The sequence below is a fragment of the Streptomyces sp. MK7 genome, assembly GCF_032658145.1.
GTDB lineage: Bacteria > Actinomycetota > Actinomycetes > Streptomycetales > Streptomycetaceae > Streptomyces > Streptomyces spiralis.
In genome coordinates, this window is sequence record NZ_JAVACL010000027.1 from 70,609 (window position 1) to 92,822 (window position 22,214).

Annotated in this window: 25 protein-coding genes; 13 read left to right on the plus strand and 12 right to left on the minus strand. The window is 72.3% G+C overall.

The window, feature by feature from the left end:
* The first annotated feature begins 65 nt into the window (after window positions 1-65).
* Window positions 66-287 (plus strand): gliding motility protein, encoded by a 222-nt coding sequence (locus tag R2S09_RS26130; RefSeq protein ID WP_316743584.1) that lies wholly within the window; start codon window positions 66-68, stop codon window positions 285-287.
* 22 nt (window positions 288-309) lie between these two features.
* Window positions 310-618: an antitoxin gene (locus R2S09_RS26135; protein ID WP_306189834.1), complete on the plus strand. Its 309-nt coding sequence runs from the start codon at window positions 310-312 to the stop codon at window positions 616-618.
* A 184-nt stretch (window positions 619-802) separates the two neighbouring features.
* On the opposite strand, the gene R2S09_RS26140 is transcribed toward R2S09_RS26135, so the two are convergent.
* Together R2S09_RS26140 and miaB are read right to left on the minus strand one after the other, a co-directional pair.
* On the minus strand, window positions 803-1,534 hold the full coding sequence (locus R2S09_RS26140; protein ID WP_316743586.1) for a class III extradiol dioxygenase subunit B-like domain-containing protein: 732 nt from the start codon (window positions 1,532-1,534) through the stop codon (window positions 803-805).
* A 48-nt stretch (window positions 1,535-1,582) separates the two neighbouring features.
* Complete coding sequence (miaB, locus tag R2S09_RS26145) at window positions 1,583-3,103, minus strand: tRNA (N6-isopentenyl adenosine(37)-C2)-methylthiotransferase MiaB (RefSeq protein ID WP_316743588.1); 1,521 nt, start codon at window positions 3,101-3,103, stop codon at window positions 1,583-1,585.
* Between the two features lie 223 nt (window positions 3,104-3,326).
* Here miaB and R2S09_RS26150 point away from each other — a divergent pair, with 223 nt between their 5' ends.
* Window positions 3,327-4,568, plus strand: a complete 1,242-nt coding sequence (locus tag R2S09_RS26150) for a glycosyltransferase family 87 protein (RefSeq protein WP_316743589.1) — start codon at window positions 3,327-3,329, stop codon at window positions 4,566-4,568.
* On the opposite strand, the gene R2S09_RS26155 is transcribed toward R2S09_RS26150, so the two are convergent.
* Window positions 4,505-4,909, minus strand: coding sequence for a MazG nucleotide pyrophosphohydrolase domain-containing protein (locus R2S09_RS26155; RefSeq protein ID WP_316743591.1), 405 nt, complete (start codon window positions 4,907-4,909; stop codon window positions 4,505-4,507). The two genes, R2S09_RS26150 and R2S09_RS26155, sit on opposite strands and share 64 nt — an antisense overlap.
* A gap of 92 nt (window positions 4,910-5,001) precedes the next feature.
* On the opposite strand from R2S09_RS26155, the gene R2S09_RS26160 reads away from it, so the two are divergent.
* Window positions 5,002-6,000 carry a TAXI family TRAP transporter solute-binding subunit gene (locus R2S09_RS26160; protein WP_306189839.1) on the plus strand — a complete coding sequence of 333 codons (999 nt, stop codon included), beginning with the start codon at window positions 5,002-5,004 and terminating at the stop codon, window positions 5,998-6,000.
* 60 nt (window positions 6,001-6,060) lie between these two features.
* On the opposite strand, the gene R2S09_RS26165 is transcribed toward R2S09_RS26160, so the two are convergent.
* Window positions 6,061-7,470, minus strand: a complete 1,410-nt coding sequence (locus tag R2S09_RS26165) for a HAMP domain-containing sensor histidine kinase (protein WP_316743592.1) — start codon at window positions 7,468-7,470, stop codon at window positions 6,061-6,063.
* Between the two features lie 9 nt (window positions 7,471-7,479).
* Window positions 7,480-8,166, minus strand: a complete 687-nt coding sequence (locus R2S09_RS26170; protein ID WP_316743594.1) for a response regulator transcription factor — start codon at window positions 8,164-8,166, stop codon at window positions 7,480-7,482.
* A gap of 284 nt (window positions 8,167-8,450) precedes the next feature.
* Here R2S09_RS26170 and R2S09_RS26175 point away from each other — a divergent pair, with 284 nt between their 5' ends.
* From R2S09_RS26175 to R2S09_RS26210, 8 genes are all read left to right on the plus strand, one after another.
* Window positions 8,451-9,227 (plus strand): amino acid ABC transporter ATP-binding protein, encoded by a 777-nt coding sequence (locus tag R2S09_RS26175; RefSeq protein ID WP_316743595.1) that lies wholly within the window; start codon window positions 8,451-8,453, stop codon window positions 9,225-9,227.
* Between the two features lie 178 nt (window positions 9,228-9,405).
* Window positions 9,406-10,245 carry a glutamate ABC transporter substrate-binding protein gene (locus R2S09_RS26180; RefSeq protein ID WP_306189843.1) on the plus strand — a complete coding sequence of 280 codons (840 nt, stop codon included), beginning with the start codon at window positions 9,406-9,408 and terminating at the stop codon, window positions 10,243-10,245.
* Window positions 10,246-10,326: 81 nt separating this feature from the next.
* Window positions 10,327-10,992: an amino acid ABC transporter permease gene (locus tag R2S09_RS26185; protein WP_306189844.1), complete on the plus strand. Its 666-nt coding sequence runs from the start codon at window positions 10,327-10,329 to the stop codon at window positions 10,990-10,992.
* The gene (locus R2S09_RS26190) at window positions 10,989-11,912 is read left to right on the plus strand and encodes an amino acid ABC transporter permease (RefSeq protein WP_316743597.1); all 924 of its coding nucleotides are present in this window, start codon (window positions 10,989-10,991) and stop codon (window positions 11,910-11,912) included. Before R2S09_RS26185 ends, R2S09_RS26190 begins: the two co-directional genes overlap by 4 nt.
* 174 nt (window positions 11,913-12,086) lie before the next feature.
* A complete protein-coding gene (locus tag R2S09_RS26195) occupies window positions 12,087-13,742 on the plus strand; it encodes an FAD-dependent monooxygenase (RefSeq protein ID WP_316743624.1) in 1,656 nt (551 codons plus the stop codon).
* A 157-nt stretch (window positions 13,743-13,899) separates the two neighbouring features.
* Window positions 13,900-13,971 carry a putative leader peptide gene (locus R2S09_RS26200; protein WP_316743625.1) on the plus strand — a complete coding sequence of 24 codons (72 nt, stop codon included), beginning with the start codon at window positions 13,900-13,902 and terminating at the stop codon, window positions 13,969-13,971.
* A gap of 156 nt (window positions 13,972-14,127) precedes the next feature.
* A complete protein-coding gene (locus R2S09_RS26205; protein ID WP_306189846.1) occupies window positions 14,128-14,655 on the plus strand; it encodes a cysteine dioxygenase in 528 nt (175 codons plus the stop codon).
* A 20-nt stretch (window positions 14,656-14,675) separates the two neighbouring features.
* Window positions 14,676-15,086 (plus strand): rhodanese-like domain-containing protein, encoded by a 411-nt coding sequence (locus R2S09_RS26210; RefSeq protein WP_306189847.1) that lies wholly within the window; start codon window positions 14,676-14,678, stop codon window positions 15,084-15,086.
* An 8-nt stretch (window positions 15,087-15,094) separates the two neighbouring features.
* Here the strand turns inward: R2S09_RS26210 and recX are convergent, their stop codons facing one another.
* Both recX and recA read right to left on the minus strand, forming a co-directional pair.
* Entirely contained in the window at window positions 15,095-15,904 is an 810-nt protein-coding gene (gene recX, locus R2S09_RS26215) for a recombination regulator RecX (RefSeq protein ID WP_316743598.1), read from the minus strand.
* Between the two features lie 3 nt (window positions 15,905-15,907).
* Window positions 15,908-17,035: a recombinase RecA gene (recA, locus tag R2S09_RS26220; RefSeq protein ID WP_306189849.1), complete on the minus strand. Its 1,128-nt coding sequence runs from the start codon at window positions 17,033-17,035 to the stop codon at window positions 15,908-15,910.
* Between the two features lie 314 nt (window positions 17,036-17,349).
* Here recA and R2S09_RS26225 point away from each other — a divergent pair, with 314 nt between their 5' ends.
* Entirely contained in the window at window positions 17,350-18,138 is a 789-nt protein-coding gene (locus R2S09_RS26225; RefSeq protein WP_316743600.1) for a hypothetical protein, read from the plus strand.
* Between the two features lie 316 nt (window positions 18,139-18,454).
* On the opposite strand, the gene R2S09_RS26230 is transcribed toward R2S09_RS26225, so the two are convergent.
* The 5 genes from R2S09_RS26230 to R2S09_RS26250 form a co-directional block, all read right to left on the minus strand.
* A complete protein-coding gene (locus R2S09_RS26230) occupies window positions 18,455-19,783 on the minus strand; it encodes an AI-2E family transporter (protein ID WP_306189851.1) in 1,329 nt (442 codons plus the stop codon).
* Between the two features lie 60 nt (window positions 19,784-19,843).
* Window positions 19,844-20,038: a DUF3046 domain-containing protein gene (locus R2S09_RS26235; protein ID WP_189907242.1), complete on the minus strand. Its 195-nt coding sequence runs from the start codon at window positions 20,036-20,038 to the stop codon at window positions 19,844-19,846.
* A 133-nt stretch (window positions 20,039-20,171) separates the two neighbouring features.
* Window positions 20,172-20,480 (minus strand): AzlD domain-containing protein, encoded by a 309-nt coding sequence (locus R2S09_RS26240; protein ID WP_316743602.1) that lies wholly within the window; start codon window positions 20,478-20,480, stop codon window positions 20,172-20,174.
* On the minus strand, window positions 20,477-21,241 hold the full coding sequence (locus tag R2S09_RS26245; protein ID WP_316743604.1) for an AzlC family ABC transporter permease: 765 nt from the start codon (window positions 21,239-21,241) through the stop codon (window positions 20,477-20,479). Before R2S09_RS26245 ends, R2S09_RS26240 begins: the two co-directional genes overlap by 4 nt.
* Window positions 21,127-22,110: an AraC family transcriptional regulator gene (locus tag R2S09_RS26250; protein WP_316743605.1), complete on the minus strand. Its 984-nt coding sequence runs from the start codon at window positions 22,108-22,110 to the stop codon at window positions 21,127-21,129. Before R2S09_RS26250 ends, R2S09_RS26245 begins: the two co-directional genes overlap by 115 nt.
* Window positions 22,111-22,214 lie beyond the last annotated feature (104 nt).

The window sequence follows — 22,214 nt, forward strand, 5'->3', positions numbered from 1 at the left end:
GGGCTGCGGAGGAGGCATCGGTCACGAAGGAGCCGGCCGGCGCGGCGACGACCGGCTCGCAGGATGTGACCACCGGCCCCGCGGTGGACAGGACGGCAGCGGCGAAGGGGTCCGCCGGGGCGGACGGCGGTGCCGAGGCCGACGCGGTGAAGGCGACGGAGGCGGAGGCCGTCGGTGCCGGCGCCGAGGGCACCGACCGGACCGCCGCGGACGGCGTGGAGATCCCCAAGCAGCAGTGCACCGACGAGGTTGCCGAGCAGGAGGCCGGCGAGGGCGCCCGCACGTAACTTCCGCCAGGGAAGGTGAACCATGGGTCTGCTGGACAACATGAAGGCCAAACTCGGCCCGGCCAAGGACAAGGTCTCGGACCTCGCCCAGCGGCAGAGGGGCTCGATCGAGCACGGGCTGGACAGGGCCGCGAAGGTGGTCGACGAGAAGACCAAGGGCAAGTACAGCGAGAAGATCCACGCGGGCACGGGCAAGGCGAAGGAGGCCGTCGACCGCATCGCCCACCGGGGTGAGCGGCGGCCGGACACAAGCACGAGTACGGCGCCGGGCGGCGAGACCGCCCAGACGCCTCCGCAGACGCCTCCGGAGGGACCCCCGCCCACCTCCTGAACAGCGTCCCGAAGACCACGACGGCGGTACACCGGCGGACGGCCGGGAAGCAGGTCTTCCCGGCCGTCCGCCGCGCCGTGGGGCTCTGCCCGCCCCCGGGCGCGGGCGCGCCATGACGTCCCCGGAAGACACCGCCCGCGCCCGTACCCGGGATAGGACCGGAACCAGGCGGCGTGGCGTCCTGTCAGGACCAGGTGGCGACGAGGTAGCCCACGCCGTAGGGCGCGGAGTCGTGGAGCAGGGTGCCGGAGAGGCCGGCGCCCTCGGCGGCGCCCGCGAGCACCTGCCACGGGGCCCGGCCGGCCGCCTTCAGCTCGTACGCCAGCTCGGCGTCGAGGGCGCTCAGCGCCGCCACGTCCGCCGCGCCGAGCGCACGGGCGACCTCCGCGTCGAAGGGCTCGGCACGTTCGTCGAGATACCCGGGTGCCTTGAGCGACCGGCAGGCGCTGGCGTCACCCATCACCAGCAGCGCCACCCGGTCGGCGCGCGCGGCGATGTCCCGTCCGGCGGCGATGCACCGCTCGGGCGCCAGCGGCTCGCCCACGCCCAGCCCCTCGATCGGGGCGTCGGACCAGCCGGTCCGCTCCAGCAGCCACGCCGCGACGGCGAGCGAGGGCGGCAGTTCGCGCTCCGACGCGGGGCCCGTGCCCGTATCCGTGTCCGTGAACCCACCGAGCCGTACGTCCAGATCCACGCCGAAGCCGCGGAAGGAACCCCGGGCGCCCTCCGGGTGCGGGCCCCGCCCGGACTTCTCGGCGGGCCCCACCACCATGAGCAGGCCGGGCCGGGCGGCGGCCAGCACTCCCAGCGCGTCCGTGCACGCGGCGCGCAGGGCGTCCAGTTCGGGTGCGGCACCCGCGGCGACCGCGGGCACGAGAAGGGGCGGACAGGGACAGACTGCGGCGGCGACAAGCATGATCGGCAGGGTAACGCGTGCACCGCTCCCCACCCCGCCAGGAGTGGCTCAGTCGCAGCCGCAGCCGCTGCCCGCAGCCGCCGGCAGCGGCTCCGGGACGCCGATCTTCGGCAGGCCCAGCATGACCCCGGCCGGCTTGGCCGCCTCGGCGGCGGTGCGCTTCTCCCAGGCGTCACCCGCCCGGGTGCGGCGCACGTCGAGCACCGGTCCCTCGGCGAGCAGGTGGTGCGGCGCGGCGTAGGTGACCTCGACCGTGACCACGTCGCCGGGGCGCACCTCCTGCTCCGGCTTGGTGAAGTGGACCAGGCGGTTGTCGGGGGCGCGGCCGGACAGGCGGTGGGTGGCGCCGTCCTTGCGGCCCTCGCCCTCCGCGACCATCAGTTCGAGCGTGCGGCCGACCTGCTTCTTGTTCTCCTCCCAGGAGATCTCCTCCTGGAGGGCGACGAGCCGCTCGTAGCGCGCCTGGACGACCTCCTTGGGGACCTGGTTCTCCATCTCGGCGGCCGGGGTGCCGGGCCGCTTGGAGTACTGGAAGGTGAACGCCTGAGCGAACCGCGCCTCACGCACCACGTGCAGCGTCTGCTCGAAGTCCTCCTCGGTCTCGCCGGGGAAGCCCACGATGATGTCGGTGGTGATGGCGGCGTGCGGGATGGCGGCGCGCACCTTCTCGATGATCCCGAGGTAGCGCTCCTGCCGGTAGGAGCGGCGCATCGCCTTCAGCACCGAGTCCGAGCCGGACTGCAGCGGCATGTGCAGCTGCGGCATGACGTTCGGGGTCTCGGCCATCGCGGCGATCACGTCGTCGGTGAAGTCGCGCGGGTGCGGGGAGGTGAACCGGACGCGCTCCAGGCCCTCGATGTCCCGGCAGGCGCGCAGCAGCTTGCTGAACGCCTCCCGGTCGCCGATGTCGGAGCCGTAGGCGTTGACGTTCTGGCCGAGCAGCGTGATCTCCGAGACGCCCTCGCCCACGAGGGCCTCGACCTCGGCGAGGATGTCGCCGGGACGGCGGTCCTTCTCCTTGCCGCGCAGCGCCGGGACGATGCAGAAGGTGCAGGTGTTGTTGCAGCCCACGGAGATGGACACCCAGGCCGCGTACGCGCTCTCGCGGCGCGTGGGCAGCGTGGAGGGGAACGCCTCCAGCGACTCGGCGATCTCGACCTGCGCCTCCTCCTGGACGCGGGCGCGCTCCAGCAGGACCGGCAGCTTGCCGATGTTGTGCGTGCCGAAGACGACGTCCACCCAGGGCGCCTTCTTCACGATGGTGTCCCGGTCCTTCTGCGCCAGGCAGCCGCCGACCGCGATCTGCATCCCGGGCCGCTTCGCCTTCTTGGGGGCGAGGTGGCCGAGGTTGCCGTAGAGCCGGTTGTCGGCGTTCTCCCGGACGGCGCAGGTGTTGAAGACGACGACGTCCGCGTCACCGTCCGACCCCTCGGGCGCACGTACATACCCGGCGTCCTCGAGCAGCCCGGCCAATCGCTCGGAGTCGTGGACGTTCATCTGGCACCCGTAGGTGCGGATCTCATAGCTGCGAGTGACGCCCACTTCTTGGCTCCGGTCGATGCTGCTCATGCCACAAGGGTAGGCGCTCGCCGGAGTACCCCCGGACGGCGCAGTCACCGGCGACGGCTTCGCGGCCGTGCGGCAGCGACGCGGGCGCGCTCCCGGGCCCTTCGAGCGGCCACCGCTCGCGCGGCGGCCGTGCGGCGGCGTCATTACGCTCGCAGCAGCCCTCTCGGACAGGCCCGCAGCCCCAGTCGGTCAGGCCCGCAGCCCTCTCGGACAGGTACGTGTGATGCAGCCTCGCGACGCCCTTCGGACGGCCGCCCCGGAAGTGCCCGTGGCCGCCGCACCGCGCGCCTGGCTGCTGCGTCCGGCCGGTCCGGCCGTGGTCACCCTCCTCGCCGTCGTCCTGCTGGCCCGGGCCGCGCGGGTGGCGGTGGTCTCCGCCCAGGGCGGGATGGACAACGCGTTCGTCGTCCACGCCGGGCAGGTCTGGCTGCACGGCGGTGCCCCGTACGCCGACCGGCGCTTCCTCTATCTGCCGAGCGCCGTGCTGTTCGCGGGTGGCCAGGCGCTGCTGCCGGCGCCGGTGCTGCGGGTGGCCGCGCCCGTGGTGTGCGTGGGGATGGTCGCGGCGGGCTGGTGGTGTGCGGTACGGCTGTTCCGGGTGCCGGCGCGGAGCCGGTTCGCGGTGCTCGGGCTGCTCGGGCTGGTGCTGTGCTGGGCACCGGTCGGCCATCTGATGAACCTCGGGAACTGGACCGCCGTGAGCGCCCTCGCGCTGCCGTCGGCACTGCTGCTGGCGGACCGCCGCCGCTGGGACGCGGCCGGAGTGGTCCTCGGGGTGTCCGTGGCGGTGAAGCCCCTGCTCCTGCCGGTCGTCGTGCTGCTGCTCCTGGCCCGGCAGTGGCGCGCCCTGGCCTGGATGGTGGCGCTGCCGCTGGCCATGTCCGCGGGCGCGGCGCTGATCATGCCGGATCCGAGCGGGTTCTTCACCCGCACCCTGCCGTTCCTCCTCAAGGGCGGGGACACGCTGATGCGGCCGTTCGACTGCTCCCTGCCCGCGGTGCTGCCGCGTCTCGGGGTGCCGCCACTCCTGGCCCAGGTGGTGGCGCTGGCCGCGGCGGCGGCCGGCCTGGTGTGCGCCTGGCGGCGCTGGCGCCGCGGCGACCCCGGTCCGGCGCGGCTCGCGGACACGGCCGCGATGCTCATGCTGGCGTCCTTCCTGGTGTCCCGGCCGTCCTACGAGCACTATCTGGTCGTCGTGGTTCCGCTGCTGGTCGCCGGGGCGCTGGAGGCGGGCTCGGTGACGCGGTCGCCGTGGTTCTGGGGGGCGCTCGTCCCGCAGGTGCCCGAGTTCGCCTTCCCTCACCTGGACGCGTCGACGCGCAGGGCGTTCAAGGACGCGTTCACGCTGTGCGGTCTGGCGCTGGTGCTGGGCGTGCGGTGCGCGCGTCCCGGGCGGGGGCGTCAGGCGCCGGTGGGGTCCCAGCCCTGCCGGCGGAGCACGGCCGACACGTCGGGCGCCTCGTAGTGGTCGCCCTTGAGCACCTTGCCGTCGGCGCGGCGGGTGACCTGGCCGTCCGGGCCGAGCTTGGTCATGTTGGAACGGTGGATCTCGGCGATCACCTCGTCCAGGTCGATGCCGTGCACCAGGGCGGTGCCGTACGCCACGTAGACCACGTCCGCCAGCTCGTGCGCCAGCCGGTCGAGCGGGCCGCCGGCCGACACCTCGGCGACCTCGGCCGCCTCCTCCGCGAGCAGCTCCCCGCGGTGCGCGCCGAGCTCCGGCGACACCCGTGTCGGGGTGCTGCGGACGTCGAGCCCGAAGGCACGGTGGAACTCACGGACGAGGTCGGCGGGCGAAGAACTCATACGGCGACTGTAGCCGCCGCCTGTGACAACCCGGCCGCCCCGCCTGCGGCCGCCCCTGGTCAGCGGGCCGTCCTGCTGGCAGGATCGCGCGCATGTCCAAGGTGTTCCCCTCGATCGGCAGGCGCCGCGGTGTGCAGGGCGCGGCCGTCGCCGCCGTTGTCCTCGGGCTGCTGCTGTGGTGGCTGCTGCCGCTGGGCGACCGGCCGCCGAGCGGGACGATCACCTTCAGCACCGGGACGCTGCGCGGGGTCTACCAGGAGTACGGCGAGCGGCTGCGCACCGCGTTCGCCAAGCGAATGCCGGATCTGAAGGTGCGGCTGCTGACCAGCGACGGCTCGCAGGAGAACGTCACGCGGGTGGCGACCGGCAAGGCCGACTTCACGATCGCGGCGGCCGACGCGGTGGAGACGTACGAACTGAACCACGGTCCGGGCGCCGGCCGGCTGCGCGGTGTCGCCCGCCTCTACGACGACTACGTGCAGCTCGTCGTCGCGCGCGACTCGGGGATCGACTCGGTCGCGGACCTGCGGGGCAAGCGGGTGGCCGTCGGGCCGCCGGAGTCGGGTGTGCGGCTGATAGCCGAGCGGGTGCTCAAGGCGGCCGGGATGGACCCGCACAAGGACATCCGGTCCGCGGGCGACGGCATCGACAGCGCGCCGGGCCGGCTGCGGCAGGGCGCGATCGACGCGTTCTTCTGGTCGGGCGGGCTGCCGACGGACGGTCTGACGCAACTCGCCTCGAAGTTCGCGTTCCGGTTCGTACCGATCGACGACGACCTGGTGGCCAGGCTGCACGCCCAGGGCGGCGCCACGCGCTACTACCGCGCCACCAACATGCCGGAGTCGGCGTACCCGTCCGTCCAGAACGGTTCGACGGTGCCGACGATCGCCGTGTCCAATGTGCTGATGACCCGCAAGGACGTGGATCCGAGACTGACCGAGTGGATCACCCGGACCGTCATCGACAGCCGCGACCGCATCGGCGCCCACGTCCACTCCGCCCAGCTGGTCGACCTGCGCACCGCGATCTACACCGACCCCCTGGTCCTGCACGAGGGCGCGCGGCGCTACTACCGGTCTGTGAAGCCGTAGGGGCACGCCGCCCGGCCCGCCGGGCACTGGACCGCTGGGGCCCGCTCGCGCCGCCGGCCCCTACGCCCGCCCCGGTTCCGACCTCGGCACCGTCACCGTCACGCGCAGTCCCCGCGGCTGGTGGTGGCCGTAGGCGATCGAGCCGCCGCCCGCGGCGAGCAGCGCGCGGGAGATGGACAGGCCGAGGCCGGAGCCCTTGATGTTCTGGTGGCGGCCGCTGCGCCAGAAGCGGTCGCCGATGCGGGCCAGTTCCTCGTCGGTGAGGCCGGGGCCGCGGTCGGCGACCACGACCGTCGAGGTGCCGCCGCTTCCGGAGACCGTCACATCGACGCTCTCGCCCTCCGGCGTGAACTTCACCGCGTTGTCGATCACCGCGTCCAGCGCGGACGACAGCGCCACCGGATCGGCCCAGGCCGTGGTGGCCGGGCACCGCCCCACCAGCCGCACCCCCTGGGCCTCGGCGGCCGGCGCCCAGGCCGCCACCCGCTCCGCGGTCAGCTCGCCGATGTCGATGAGCTGAAGGTCCGCCTCGGCGTGCTCGGCCAGCGCCAGGTCCAGCAGGTCGTCCAGGACCTGCGCCAGGCGCCGGCCCTCGGTGCGGACCGAGGCGATCTCCTCGTTGCCCTCGGGCAGTTCGAGGGCGAGCAGCTCGATGCGCAGCAACAGCGCAGAGAGCGGGTTGCGCAGCTGGTGCGAGGCGTCGGCGACGAAGGCGCGCTGCTGCTCCAGCACGTCCTCGACGTTGTCCGCCATCTCGTTGAACGACCGGGCCAGCCTGCGCAGTTCCGGTGGTCCGCCCGCCGCCGCCACCCGGGACTTCAGGCGCCCGGTGGCGATGTCGTGGGTGGTGGCGTCCAGGATCCGTACGGGACGCAGCACCCATCCGGTCAACCGCAGCGCGGCGCCGACGGCGACCAGCATCGCGACGATCTCGCCCGCGCCCAGGACCAGCCAGCCGTGCAACGTGCGCGACCGCATCTGCCCGGTGGGCGAGTCGGTGACGACGACCGCGACGACGTCGCCGTCCCGGATGACCGGCGAGGCGACGACGAGCCGGTGCCGCTGCCAGGGCCAGACCTGCTCCGGGTCGTGGCTGCGCCGGCTCAGCAGGGCTTCGCCGAAGGCCGCCCGGACCTCGCCCTCGGGCGGCAGGGACCAGTTGCCCGGGGCGACCGCCATGGGCGTCTTGGAGCGGTAGAAGACGCCGGCCCGGATGCCGTAGACCTCGTAGTAGCTGGCGAGTTCCCGGCTGAGGGCCTCCAGGCGCTCGTCGGGGACGGTGCGGCGGGAGCCGGTGGGCCGGTCGGTGACGAACTGGGCCAGCGCGGCGAAGCGCGCCGTGTCGTCGATCCGGTCGACGACCACCTTCTGCTGCTGGGCCGCGGCCAGGCTGACGGCGAGCGGGAAGCCGAGGGCCAGCAGGACCGCCGCCATCAGGACGATGAGCAGCGGCAGCAGACGTGTGCGCACCCGTCCCCGCTACGCGGCCGGGGCGACGAGGCGGTAGCCGACGCCGCGTACGGTCTCGATCAGGGCCGGCATGCGGAGTTTGGAACGCAGGGAGGCGACGTGCACCTCCAGGGTGCGTCCGGTCCCCTCCCAACTGGTGCGCCACACCTCGCTGATGATCTGCTCCCGGCGGAAGACCACCCCGGGGCGCTGGGCGAGCAGGGCCAGCAGGTCGAACTCCTTGCGGGTCAGCGGGACGACCGTGCCGTCCACGCTGACCTGCCGGGTGGGCAGTTCGATGTGCACGGGGCCGAGACGCAGGGTGCTCTCGCCGCCGTCGGTCGCGTCCTCGTGCACCGTGCGCCGGCTGACGGCGTGGATCCGGGCGAGCAGCTCCCCGGTGTCGTAGGGCTTCACCACGTAGTCGTCGGCGCCGAGGTTGAGCCCGTGGATGCGGGAGCGGACGTCGGAGCGGGCGGTGACCATGATGACCGGGGTGCTGGTGCGCTTGCGGATCTTGCCGCAGACCTCGTAGCCGTCCTGGTCGGGCAGGCCCAGGTCGAGCAGGACCACGCCGAAGCCCTCGCCGCCCGGGACGAGGGCCTGCAGTGCCTCCTCGCCGCTGCGGGCGTGCGTGACCTCGAACCCGTGCCGGGCCAGGACCGCGGACAGTGCGGCCGCGACGTGGTTGTCGTCCTCGACGAGGAGCAGTCTCATCCCGGCCTCCCCCGGTTCATCCGTCGTATCGTCATCCCATGTAGAAACCGTGCACGCGCGCGTGCACCATGGCAGTCACGCCGATGGACGAGGACGGCGTCAAGAGGCTTCCGGTTGCGCGCCACCTGTCGTTACCCAGCCGGTACGCGCCCCACGCGGCCTTGCTACGACACGTGTCCGGCCGCTACCAGATCGTGATGCTCAGATCTCCCTCAGATGTAATGACGCTGGTGGCGAGGCTGGCTACTGTCCACCGAAACCGAGGAGGACGGAGCCTGAAAGCGATGACCGAAGTATCGGTGGCCAAGGAAGACGTGGCCTCGACCGACGATCTGGTCGTCCTGAAGAGCGTCAACAAGCACTTCGGCGCGTTGCACGTGCTCCAGGACATCGAGCTGACGATCTCCCGCGGCGAGGTCGTCGTGGTCATCGGGCCCTCCGGGTCCGGGAAGTCCACTCTGTGCCGCACCATCAACCGCCTGGAGACCATCGACTCGGGCACGATCTCGATCGACGGCCGGCCGCTCCCCCACGAGGGCAAGGAGCTGGCCCGGCTGCGCGCCGACGTCGGCATGGTCTTCCAGTCCTTCAATCTCTTCGCGCACAAGACCGTGCTCGAGAACGTGACCCTGGGGCAGATCAAGGTCCGCCGCACGGACAAGAAGAAGGCCGAGGAGCGGGCTCGCGCCCTGCTCGACCGGGTCGGCGTGGGCGCGCAGGCCGACAAGTACCCCGCGCAGCTCTCCGGCGGCCAGCAGCAGCGCGTGGCCATCGCGCGGGCGCTGGCCATGGACCCGAAGGTCATGCTCTTCGACGAGCCGACCTCCGCGCTGGACCCGGAGATGATCAACGAGGTGCTGGAGGTCATGCAGCAGCTCGCCCGGGACGGCATGACGATGATCGTCGTCACCCATGAGATGGGCTTCGCCCGCTCGGCCGCGAACCGGGTGGTCTTCATGGCCGACGGCCGGATCGTCGAAGAGGCCGCGCCCGACCAGTTCTTCAGCAACCCGCGCAGCGACCGCGCGAAGGACTTCCTGTCGAAGATCCTGCACCACTGACGGCCTCGGGCAACCCGCGTCGGCCGCCGTCCGCCCCGGTCACGCGGGTCTCCCGGGTTGCCGCGGTGGCCCTGGTCACCCTGACGGCCCAGGTCGCCCCCGGTCGCCCGGTCCCTCGGCGCGGCCGGCACCGCCCCGAAACGGGCCTCGACTCCTCTTTGAGCAAAGGACATTCACCATGAAGCTCCGCAAGGTCACCGCCGCCTCGGCCGTCGTGCTCGCCCTCGCCGTCTCGGCGACGGCGTGCGGTTCCGACAAGAAGGACGGCGACTCGTCGGGCAGCGGCGGCGGCAAGAAGATCGCCGTCGGCATCAAGTACGACCAGCCGGGTCTCGGCCAGAAGACGCCGCAGGGCTACTCCGGCTTCGACGTGGACGTGGCCAAGTACGTCGCCAAGAAGCTCGGCTACAACGAGGACCAGATCGAGTGGAAGGAGTCCAAGAGCGCCGACCGCGAGACGATGCTGCAGCGCGGTGACGTCCAGTTCATCGCCGCCACCTACTCGATCACCCCGGAGCGCGAGAAGAAGGTCGACTTCGCTGGCCCCTACCTGCTGGCCCACCAGGACGTCCTGGTCCGTGCCGACGACACCTCGATCAAGTCGCCGGCCGACCTCAACAGCAAGAAGCTGTGCTCGGTCACCGGTTCCACCTCGGCGCAGAACATCAAGGACAAGCTGGCGCCCAAGGCCAACCTGCTGAAGTACCCCACGTACTCCGCCTGCCTGACCGGTCTGCAGAACAAGGCGATCGACGCGCTGACCACCGACGACTCGATCCTCGCCGGTTACGCCTCCCAGGACCAGTTCAAGGGCAAGTTCAAGCTGGGCGGCTTCAAGATGACCAACGAGAACTACGGCATCGGCGTCAAGAAGGGCAGCGACCTCAAGGCCAAGATCAACAAGGCCCTGGAGGACATGGTCGCCGACGGTTCCTGGGAGAAGGCCGTGCAGGCCAACTTCGGTCCCGCGAACTACCAGAACGAGCCGGCGCCGAAGATCGGCGACATCAAGAGCTGAGTCAGCGCCCCGGGTGCGCCGTCCACGGGGGAGCGGCGCACCCGGGGTCCAGCCCCTTCACACGCGGAAGCGCGGGAGATCGTGTTCGACTTTCTTTCAGGCTATGACCTGCTGGGAGCCTTCTGGGTGACCGTGCAGCTCACGCTGCTCTCGGCCGCCGGCTCCCTGGTCTGGGGCACCCTGCTGGCCGCCATGCGCGTCGGCCCGGTGCCCCTCATGCGCGGCTTCGGTACCGTCTACGTCAACGTCGTGCGGAACATCCCGCTGACGGTGATCATCCTGTTCACCTCGCTGGGCCTGAACCAGACACTCGGGGTCAGCCTCGGCACGCAGGACTTCGACACCATCAACTTCCGGCTCGCCGTGCTCGGTCTGATCGCCTACACCTCGGCGTTCGTCTGCGAGGCGATCCGCTCCGGCATCAACACGGTGCCGGTCGGCCAGGCGGAGGCGGCCCGCGCGCTCGGGCTGAGCTTCACGCAGGTGCTGACCCTGGTGGTGCTGCCGCAGGCGTTCCGCTCGGTGGTCGGCCCGCTGACCAACGTCCTGATCGCGCTCACCAAGAACACGACGGTGGCCGCCGCGATCGGCGTCGCCGAGGCGGCCCTGCTGATGAAGGAGATGATCGAGAACGAGGCACAACTCCTGCTGATCTCCGCGGTCTTCGCATTCGGCTTCGTGTGTCTGACGCTGCCGACCGGCCTGATCCTCGGCTGGGTGGGCAAGAAGGTGGCGGTGAAGCGATGAGCTCGGTGCTGTACGACGCGCAGGGGCCGAGGGCCAAACGGCGCAATGTCGTCTACACGATCGTGTTCCTGCTCGCCCTCGCGGGACTCGTGTGGTGGGTGTACCAGAGCCTGAGCGACAAGGGGCAGCTGGACTCGGAGAAGTGGAAGCCGTTCTTCTCCGGTTCCGAGGCGTGGACCACGTACATCCTGCCGGGCCTGAAGAACACGCTGATCGCGGCGGCCATGTCGATGATCATCGCGTTGCCGCTGGGTGCCGTCTTCGGGATCGCACGGCTGTCCGACCACGCCTGGATCCGCGTTCCGGCCGGGGTGGTCGTGGAGTTCTTCCGCGCCATCCCGGTGCTGATCCTGATGATCTTCGGCAACGCACTGTTCGCCCAGTACACCAACGTCAACTCCGACGACCGCCCGCTGTACGCCGTGGTCACCGGCCTGGTGCTCTACAACGCCTCGGTCCTCGCGGAGATCGTCCGCGCGGGCATCCTGGCCCTGCCCAAGGGCCAGACGGAGGCCGCCCTGGCCATAGGCCTGCGCAAGACCCAGACCATGACGTCGATCCTGTTGCCGCAGGCAGTGACCGCGATGCTGCCGGCGATCGTCAGCCAGCTGGTGGTCATCGTGAAGGACACCGCGCTCGGCGGCGCGATCCTCACCTTCCCTGAGCTGCTCGCGGCGGTCTCCCCGATGAGTTCGTACTACGGTGCGAACACCATCGCGAGCTTCACGATCGTGGCGGTGATCTACGTGGCGCTCAACTTCAGCCTCACCAGCTTCGCGAGCTGGCTGGAGCGGCGGCTGCGGCGGGGCAAGAAGTCCACCGGGGCGGTGCTCGCGCCGGCGGCGGTGGGGGGCACGCAGGCGACCGGAACCGCCGGCGGTGAAGCGGCGGGCGGCTACGCCGGGAAGACGCACGTCTGACGGTCAGTCATGCCGCAGTGCGACACGGGGGCAGTGGAGTGATCACCACTGCCCCCGTCACTTGACGCAAGCAGCGGCAATGGGTTGCATACGTTCTGTGATCGTGCACCCTGCTCCTACTGTTTGTTCACGTCTGTCGGTCAGGACATCGCCGCGGGCAGGGGGCGCCGCGCCGTGGACCCGGTGATCGTCGTCGGCGCGGGGCCCGTCGGGCTCACGCTCGCCCTGGCGCTGGCGCGCCAGGAGGTGCCGTCGGTCGTGCTCGACGAGACACCGGGCAGAGACGCGCCGCGCGCCGCGCGGACCGTTGTGCTGCGTGAGGACACCGCAGCGCTGGTGGAGCGGCTGGCCGGTGCGGCGCTCGGCCCGGCCGGGCTGCGCTGGGCCGGATGGCGGCTGCTGCGCCGCAAGCAGGTGACGGGTGAGGTCGCCTTCGGCGACACCGGGACGGCTGGTGCGGCTGGTTCCGCCGGTGCGGCGGGTGCGGCCGACGCGGGGCTGCCCGCACCGCTGCACATCGCGCAGCACGTCCTGACCGGCGCTCTGCGCGCCGCCGTCGCCCGCGAGCCGCTGGTCGAACTGGCGACCGACAGCCGGCTCGACACCATAGAGCAGGAAGCGGCGGGCGTCACCGCGCACACCCGCGGCCCGGCCGGCACCTGGTGGCGCGGGAGTTACCTCGTCGGCTGCGACGGGCCGCGCTCGACCGTGCGCAAACTCCAGGACATCCGCTTCCCCGGCCGTACGGCCGTCGAGCGGCACGCCGTCGCCGCGTTGCGCGCGGAACTCCCCCGGCCCGAGGAAGCGTTCCTCCACCGGGTGCCGCCGTGGCGGGCGACCGGCCCCTTCGCCGGGGAGATCACCGCCCGCCCGCTTCCGGACGGCGTGTGGCGGCTGGACTGGCTGCTGCCGCCCGGCAAGGACCTGGTGACGCCCGAACTGCTGGTCTCCCGGATCCGGGAGACCCTGACCGGTTGGACCGGCGAGTCCGCACCGTCGTACGAGCTCCTGGACACCGGGGTCCACACGGTCCACCACCGACTGGCCCGCCGCTGGCGCGTCGGCCGCGTCTTCGTCGCCGGGGATGCGGCGCACCTGCTGGGCGCGTTCGGCACCCAGGGGCTGGACGAGGGTCTGCGGGACGCCGACAACCTGGCCTGGAAGCTGGCCACCGCCTGGCACCACGGGTCCCACGAGACACTGCTGGACAGCTACCAGGCGGAGCGGCGGGCGGTCGTCGCCGCCCGGCTGCGCGCCGCGGACCAGGTGCTGCCGGTGCTGCGCGGGGGCGGCGGTCTGCGCTCGTACGTCCCCGGGGCCGCGCGCGGGCACGACGCGCTGCTGATGGACGGCCACCTCGGGCGCGGGGCACTGGGCGCGCCGGGGGTGTACGCCGGCTCGCCGCTGGCGCCCCCGGGCTGCGAGGCCGAGGTGCCGGTGGACACGCCGGTCGGTGCGCCGGTCGCCGATGTGGTGGTGACGGCGGAGGACGGCTCGTTCGTACCGCTGCGGGAGCGGCTGGGCCGCGGGGTGCTGCTGGTGGTGCTGGTGGCGCCCGGTACGGGGGTGTGGGAGCGCCGGCACTGGGTGGGCGCCGGGATCATGCCCCGGCTGGCGGCCGCGGTGACGGCCCTGCCGCATCGTGCCGAGCTGCTGGTCGCCGAGAGCTATCCGGGCGCGGCCCCCCACACCGTGCTCCTGGTGCGCCCCGACGGGCACCTGGTCATCGCGCTCGGCGGAGTGCGCCCCGCCGATCTGTACGCGGCGGCAAAAGCCGCGCTCGGCGGACCGGCGCACACGGAGACGCGGGCGGAGGCGGGGGCGCGCTGACGCCCGGGCGCCCGCCGGCGTCCGGGGTGACGCTGACGCCCGGGCGCCCGGGCGCCCGCCGAGCGTACGCACCGTCACCGTGCTGTCCACATGGATTACGGTGAGTTGACCGGTTTCGGTGCGCCGTGGTGTACTCCGGATCGTGACCGACACCGATGTGCGCCTGTGGCGGAGGGTCCATATGGACCTCGTCCGCTATGCGGGCTGCGTCTGTCACCCGTTCTGCTGAACTCGCATCCCCCTTTCCCGCGCGCGCCGTTCACGTGCCTTCCGCGCTCCTCTGCGCCTCCGTGCCGTCGCGCCTCCGCGAACGCTCGTTAGGACGGTGTACGTGTCTGTCTTCTCCTCCACATCCACATCCGCATCCGCATCCGCCATCACCACGATGTCCACGACTGCTTCGGCTGGCTCCGCTTCTCCGCAGCCGACCCAGGCGGAGCTCCTCGACTTCGCGCGGCGGGTGGCCGTCGACGCCGCGCTGATCGCCTCCCTGCCGCTCGACCCGGAGGGCCGCACCTGGGTACGGCTGGAAGGGCCCGCGGGCAGCGAGGCCTGGCTGATCGGCTGGCCGCCCGGCACCGGTACCGGCTGGCACGACCACGCCGACTCGGTCGGTGCCTTCGTCACCGCCGCCGGTGAGCTGACGGAGAACTCCCTCGCCACCCGCCTGCCCACCGACGGCTGGAAGACCCTGGAACTCACCGACGGCGTGGACCGCGAGCGACGGCTCCCGGCGGGCAGGGGCCGCTCCTTCGGCCGCCACCACGTCCACGAGGTGCTCAACGGGTCCACCGAACGGCACGCGATCTCCGTGCACGCCTACTACCCACCGCTGCCGCGAATCCGCCGCTACAGCCGCTCCGGCCAGACGCTGCGCCTGGAGCAGATCGAGCGCCTGGAGGACTGGCAGTGAGCGGCACCGGAGGAGCGGCAGTGAGCGGCGCGGGTGAACGGCCGGTCGGGATCGACGAGTTGCTGGAGCAGGTGCGCCGGGGCTATGAGCGCGTCGAGCCGCGGGAGGCGTACGCCGCGGCCCGGACCGGCGAGGCCCTGCTGGTGGACATCCGCTACGCCGCGCTGCGCGAGCGGGACGGACTGATCCCGGGCGCCCTCCTCGTCGAGCGCAACGAACTCGAGTGGCGGCTCGATCCCCAGGGCAGCCACCGCCTCCCCGAGGCCACCGGCCACGATCTGCGCTTCGTGGTGGTCTGCAACGAGGGCTACGCGTCGAGCCTGGCGGCCGCGTCCCTGCACCAGTTGGGCCTGCACCGGGCGACCGACCTGGTCGGCGGTTTCCAGGCCTGGCGGGCGGCCGGGCTGCCGGTGACGGCGTGGGCGCCGTAGCCGCTGTCTCAGTACCCCTCGCCGGCGAGGAACTCCGTGTCCTCGCCCTCTTCCTCCAGCGCCTGTCGGACCACCCGAAGGGCCAGCCCCTGGGAGTAGCCCTTGCGGGCGAGCATGCCGGCCAGGCGGCGCAGCCGCTTGTCGCGGTCCAGGCCCCGGGTGGAGCGCAGCTTGCGGGCGACGAGCTCGCGGGCGGTGGCCTCCTCCTGCTCGCTGTCGAGCCGGCCGACGGCCTCGTCGATCAGCGTGGCGTCAACACCCTTGGTGCGCAGTTCCTGGGCGAGCGCCCGGCGGGCCAGTCCGCGCCCGTGGTGCCGGGACTCCACCCACGCGTCCGCGAACGCGCTGTCGTCGATCAGCCCGACCTCCTCGAACCGGGACAGCACCTGCTCCGCCGCCTCGTCCGGGATCTCCCGCTTGCGCAGGGCGTCGGCGAGCTGCTTACGGGTGCGTGGGGTCCCGGTGAGCAGGCGCAGACAGATCGCTCGCGCCCGCTCCACCGGGTCCCCCGGAGACTCCCCCTGCTCAGCCCTCGACAAGGAAGAGGTGTCCCCGTCCGCCACGGCCGTCGCCTCGCCGAAGCCCCGCCGGCGACGCCCGCGCCCGCCGCGCGGCCCGCCGTCACGCGAGCCGTCCTGGCGTGAGTCACCACCCGCACGTGAGCCTGTCGTGGCGCCGTGCGGCCGGTACGCGTCGTCCGCGTCCGCATCGGCACCGTCGGCGCCCGTGCCGGGCCGGTTCCCGGTGCCCCTCCCCCGTGGGGCACCGGAAGCGGTGTGTCCGTACTCGTACTCGGCCCAGTCGGTTCGTCGTGTCACGGGTCAGCTCTTGGCTGTGGCGGCCTTGGCCTTGGTGGCCTTGGCGGCCGCGGGGGCGGGCACCGTCTTGGCCGCGTCGCCCGGGGTGGCGGAGACCGCCGCGTCAGCGCCCGGCTCGGCGGTCGGCTCCTCCGGCCGCACGCCGACGCCCAGCTTCTCCTTGATCTTCTTCTCGATCTCGTTGGCCAGGTCGGGGTTGTCCTTGAGGAAGTTGCGCGCGTTCTCCTTGCCCTGGCCGAGCTGGTCGCCCTCGTAGGTGTACCAGGCGCCGGCCTTGCGGACGAAGCCGTGCTCCACACCCATGTCGATCAGGCCGCCCTCGCGGCTGATGCCCTGGCCGTAGAGGATGTCGAACTCGGCCTGCTTGAAGGGCGGAGCGACCTTGTTCTTGACGACCTTGCAGCGGGTGCGGTTGCCGACCGCCTCGGTGCCGTCCTTCAGGGTCTCGATACGGCGGATGTCGATGCGCACGGAGGCGTAGAACTTCAGCGCCCGGCCACCCGTCGTGGTCTCCGGGGAGCCGAACATCACACCGATCTTCTCGCGCAGCTGGTTGATGAAGATCGCGGTGGTCTTCGACTGGTTGAGCGCGCTGGTGATCTTACGCAGGGCCTGGCTCATCAGGCGGGCCTGCAGACCCACGTGCGAGTCGCCCATCTCGCCCTCGATCTCCGCGCGCGGGACGAGCGCCGCCACCGAGTCGATGACGATGAGGTCCAGGGCACCGGAGCGGACCAGCATGTCCACGATCTCCAGCGCCTGCTCGCCGTTGTCCGGCTGGGAGAGGATCAGGTTGTCGATGTCGACACCGAGCTTGCGCGCGTACTCGGGGTCGAGGGCGTGCTCGGCGTCCACGAAGGCCACCTGACCGCCGGCCTTCTGCGCGTTCGCCACGGCGTGCAGGGTCAGGGTCGTCTTACCCGAGGACTCCGGGCCGTAGATCTCCACGACACGGCCGCGCGGCAGGCCGCCGACGCCGAGGGCCACATCGAGCGCGGTCGACCCGGTCGGGATGACCTCGATGGGCTCCTTCGACCGCTCGCCCATGCGCATGACCGCGCCCTTGCCGAATTGCCGTTCAATCTGTGCGAGCGCGGCGTCGAGAGCCTTCTCGCGGTCGGTTCCTGCCATGGGTTCCACCCGGTTTGCTTGAGTCGATCGCTTCACGTCAAAGACGCTAACGCCTGCCACTGACAATGCGCCTCGACGCACGTCCGGCCTGTGGATAACCAGGGAACCTTCTACCCCATAACGGGCCGAAATCCCCTCCGTCGAGCCCCGCCGGAGCATCCATAAGAATGGATGTTCGATTTTCGTGTCAAGCTCGCCCACACCCTCGGCGCGCCCCGGCCGCCCGCCGCTCGCCCCGCCTACTCCGTGCGCGGTAGACCGGATGCCTTCGACCGGACGACGACGGTCCACGGCGCCTTCGCGAGGCTTGCGCCATGGCAGTCTCCACGTTCCCACGGCGCCCCTCCCTCCTGTCCGCCCACGCCCGCGCGCTGCGCCCCGCCGAGCGGCTGTGCCACGCCACCGGCCTGCTCCTCGTGCTGTCCGGCCTGGCGCACCTGGTGGTGTTCGCGGTGGACGGCGGGCCGTGGGACGGGCCCGTCTCCTGGCGCAAGCCCTTCACGTTCGGGCTGTCCTTCGGCGTGACGCTGATCGCGCTCACCTGGGTCACGTCGTATCTGCGCGTCGGGGAGCGACTGCGCACGGCACTGCTCGTCGTCTTCGCCGCCGACTGCGTCGTCGAGGTGGGGGGCATCACGCTCCAGGCATGGCGCCGGGTGCCCTCGCACCTGAACATGGAGACGTCCTTCGACACGGCGGTGTCGATGACGCTCGCGGTGGGCGGCGGTGTCCTCGTGGTGCTTCTGACCTCGTTCGCGGTCGTGTCATTCCGGCGGCGGCCGGCGGGGCCCGCCGGGATGGCGCTCGCGCTGCGCTCGGGGTTCGCGATCCTCCTGATCGCCCTGGCCTCGGGCGCCGCCATGATCGCGCGGGGTGTGGTGCTGACCCGGACCGGTCACCAGCAGGCGGCGTACCACTCGACGGCCCCGCTCAAGCCGCTGCACGGGGTGAGCCTGCACGCGGTGCTGGTCCTGCCCGCACTGGCCTGGCTGCTGTCCCGTACGTCCTTCGGCGAGCCGGCCCGCCGGCGGATCGTCACCGCCGCCGTCGCCGCCTACGCCGCCGCCGTCGTCGGCGCCGGGATCTGGGCAGCCCTCACCTAGTCAACTACCCGTCGCTAAAGCGACGGGCTTGCACAACGGGCATCACTGCTTCACGATCAGCAAACCTACACAGACATACGACTGCCCACCGTACGTTCCCCACGGATCACCCGCCCGAGTGAACTTGGCACAGCCACGGCTCCCCCGGACACGAACCCCGGCCGCTTCCCGGCTGAGCACACACGAGCGATATCGCGGCGCTCCGCGCCGCGACCACGAGGATGCGATTCCTCCCAGGGCTGAAGCCCTGGGGTTCCACGCAAGAATCCGCTGAACCCCACCGGCTCGGCAAACCCATGAAGCCCACCGGCCCCGGTCACTCCCCCGAGGGGCTCTCCCCGGCCACCACCGGCCCCCGAGAGGCGTCCGCCGTCCCGGACACTGCCGGAGCTGCGGAGTCCGCCGTCCCGGCTTCCTCCGCCTCCGCCGGCCGGGGCCACAGCCGTCTCGCGCGTGTGAGCAGGCCCGGTGCCGTGCCCCGGCCTCGGTGGCCGTGGACACGGGGATCGTCCGTGACGGCGTACCGCTTCACGTAGGCCCCCAGGAACGCCTGCAGAGTGGCGACCGCGGGAATCGCGATCAGCGCGCCGACGGCGCCGAGCAGCGCGGTGCCCGCGATCACCGAACCGAAGGCGACCGCGGGGTGGATGTCGACGGTCTTCGAGGTCAGCTTGGGCTGCAGCACGTAGTTCTCGAACTGCTGGTAGATCACCACGAAACCCAGCACCCACACCGCGTACCACGGGTCGACCGTGAAGGCGATCAGCATCGGCAGGGCGCCCGCGAGATAGGTGCCGATGGTGGGGATGAACTGCGAGACCAGCCCCACCCAGACGCCGAGCACGGGCGCGTACGGCACGCCCAGGGACTCCAGCAGGATGTAGTGGGCGATGCCCGAGATGAGCGCCATCAGACCGCGCGAGTACAGATAGCCACCGGTCTTGTCGACGGCGATCTCCCAGGCGCGCAGCACCTCGGCCTGGCGGGCGGGCGGCAGCACGGAGCAGATGGTGCGGCGCAGCCGTGGCCCGTCGGCGGCGAAGTAGAACGAGAACAGCGCGACCGTCAGCAGCCGGAACAGGCCGCCGAGCACCTGCGCGGACACGTCGAGTACGCCCGCCGCGCTGTTCTGCGCGTACTTGCGCAGCCAGTCGGAGTGGAGCAGGCCCTCCTGGACGTCCACCCGCCTGAGGTCGGTGTGGAACGTGGCGTTGACCCAGTTGATGACGGAGTCGAGGTACTCCGGGAAGCCCTCGACCATCTTGATGATCTGCCCGGCGAGCATCGAGCCGAGCAGAGTGACGAAGCCCGCCGTGGCGATCGCCAGGCCGAGGAAGACCAGGAAGGTCGCGAGGCCCCGGCGCATGCCGCGGGCGGCCATACGGCTCACCGCGGGCTCGAGGGCCAGAGCCAGGAAGAACGCGATGAGGATGTTGATCAGCAGGCCGGTGACCTGGTGGAAGGCCCAGCTGCCGAGCTGGAACGCGGCGATCAGCGCCAGCGCGAGCACCATCGCACGCGGCAGCCAGCGCGGCATGCGGGCGCCCGGCCCGGCGGCACCACCGGCCTGGGGCCGGGAAGGCGGCGTCGTACCGGTCGGGGGTGCGTGCTGGGCCGTCTGCCCGGACTCGTCAGTGGGTGCCACGGTGCAAGTCTCCCGCACGCCACCGACAGTCCGGCACACTCCCTGGGCCGAGGGACGCGGTCAGTGCCTCTCCCGCGGAACGTTCATGACCTGACAGACCACGCGCCACACGTCCTTGGCCTCCCAGCCGGCCGCCAGCGCCTCGTGCACCGTGCGCCCGCCGAGCTCCGACATCACGTGGTCACGCGCGAAGGTGTCGGCGTATCCGGCACCGAAGTGCTCCGCCATCCGCTCCCAGAAGACCGTCAACCGCATGCCCCCAGTATCCCGCCCCTGGGAGTGCCCCCGAGCCGGCGAGGCGCTGCACGCCCCCTCGGGGCGTACGGGCCCCCCATGGGCTGACGGGCGGGCTCGCCGTGGACGGCTCGACCGGCAGCGGGCCCGTCCCTCACCCGCCCATGGCCCGCACCCCGGCCGTCACCAGCACGGCCGCCGCGACGACGAGCAGGAAGGGGGCCCGCAGGACCAGTGCCACGGCGGCGGCCGTGAGCCCGGCCGCCCGCGCGTCCAGGACGAGCGCGCGCCCGTCGGCGAACGTCTGCTGGGCGGTGAGGGCGGCGAGCAGCGCCGCGGGAAGCAGCGCGGCGAGCCGCTTCACCAGCGGCCGTTCCAGGGCGCCCGCCGGAACGAGCAGCCCGGCCAGCTTGACGGCGTAGCAGCCGAGGGCGGTCGCGGCGAGCGCGATCCAGGTGTTCAACGCTCGTCCTCCTCTCGCACGTCGGCACGGGCACCGCCCCCGCGGCGCCCCTCCAGGTACAGCACGGCCGGCGCGGCGAGTGCGGCCACCAGGACCGGCGCCCCGGCGGGGAGCACGGGGAGCAGGCCGAGCCCGAGGAGCACGGCGAGACTGGCGACGGCCCGCTCGGTGGCGGTCTTCAGCATGGGGGCGAGCAGCGCGAGGAACACGGCGGGACCGGCCGCGTCCAGGCCCCAGGCGTCGGTGTCCCCGATGGCCCTGGCGCCCAGCGCGCCGAGCAGCGTGGTGAGGTTCCACAGGACGTACAGGGTGGCGCCGGTGACGGTGAAGCCGATCCGCGCGCCGCGGCGCGTGGGCTGGGCGAGGGTCACCGCGGTGGTCTCGTCGATGACCCACTGCGCGGCCAGCGGCCGCAGCCCGCGCGGGAGGGCCAGCAGCTGGGACAGGCGCAGTCCGTAGAACGCGTTGCGCACGCCCAGGAAGAAGGCGCCGGCGGCCGCCGTGAACGGGTTGCCCCCGGCCGCGAGGGCCCCGACGAGGGCGAACTGCGAGGCGCCGGTGAACACCAGCAGGCTGAGCGCGCAGGTCTGGAGCAGCGTCAGTCCGCTGCCCGCCGAGGTCACCCCGAAGGCGAACCCGGACAGTCCTACGGCGACTCCCACCCCGAGGGCGTCCCGGACGACGTCGGCGTCCGGTTTTCCGCCGTCGTCCTGTCCCGCGCCGCCGGCGCGTATGTCTGCGAGAGCTGTCTCTTCTGCCACGCCCCGGACGGTAGGAGCAGCCGGGGCCGCGCGTCTTGTACGTTCTTGCGCTCGCGCTGGTAGGCGCCCGGGGGCACGCCCACGATCCGGGAGAAGTGGCGGCTGAGGTGCGACTGGTCGGTGAACCCCACGTCCGCGGCGGCCTGAGCCGGTGCGGTGCCCGCGTCCAGCAGCCGCCTGGCCCGCCGCACCCGGGCGTCGGTCAGCCAGGTGTGCGGCGGCATTCCGTAGGCCTGCCGGAAGGCCCGCAGCAGGGCGAACGGGCTCGTCCCGAGGTCGGCCGCGAGCCGTTCGAGAGTCGGCGGCTCGGCCATGCGCTCCTCCAGCACGGCACGCGCGCGTGCCGCGATCCGGGCGCCCGCCGTGCGCACCTGCCGCTGCGGGAGCATCCCGCCGTTCAGCCGCAGCAGCCGTGTCACGGCGACCCGCAGCAGGGTGTCGGCGGCCAGCGCGTTGCCCTCGTCGGCGGCGCGCAGCACCTGGTGGACCAGTCCGACGGCGTACGGGTCCTCGAGCACCGGGCTCACGAACCCCGGTGTCCCGCGGATCCCCGTGGTGTCCGCGGCGATCTCGGCCACCAGTTCGGGCGCCGGGTACACGGCCCCGTACCGCCACCCTTCGGGGACTCCCGCCCGCCCCGTGTGCGGGGTGTCGGGATTGACCAGGGCGAGGGCCCCGGGCCCCGCGTACCGGTCGGCACCGCGGTGGTGGAAGACCTCCACGCCCTCGGCGATGGCGGCGATCACGAAGTGCTCGTGGGTGTGCCGCACGAACTCCTTGCGGACGTACCGGGCCCGCAGCAGATCGACACCGGGCAGCTCCTCGTACCGCCAGTGCCGTGCCCGCTCCTCGCCCGATCCCGCCGCCATCCGCCCATTCTCCGCGAGGCCCGGGGCGGATCTTTCACGGACGCCGGTGCCAAAGGCCCGGCCCGCCGGCCGGACACGCGGGCCGACCCGTCCCCGCCGAAGGC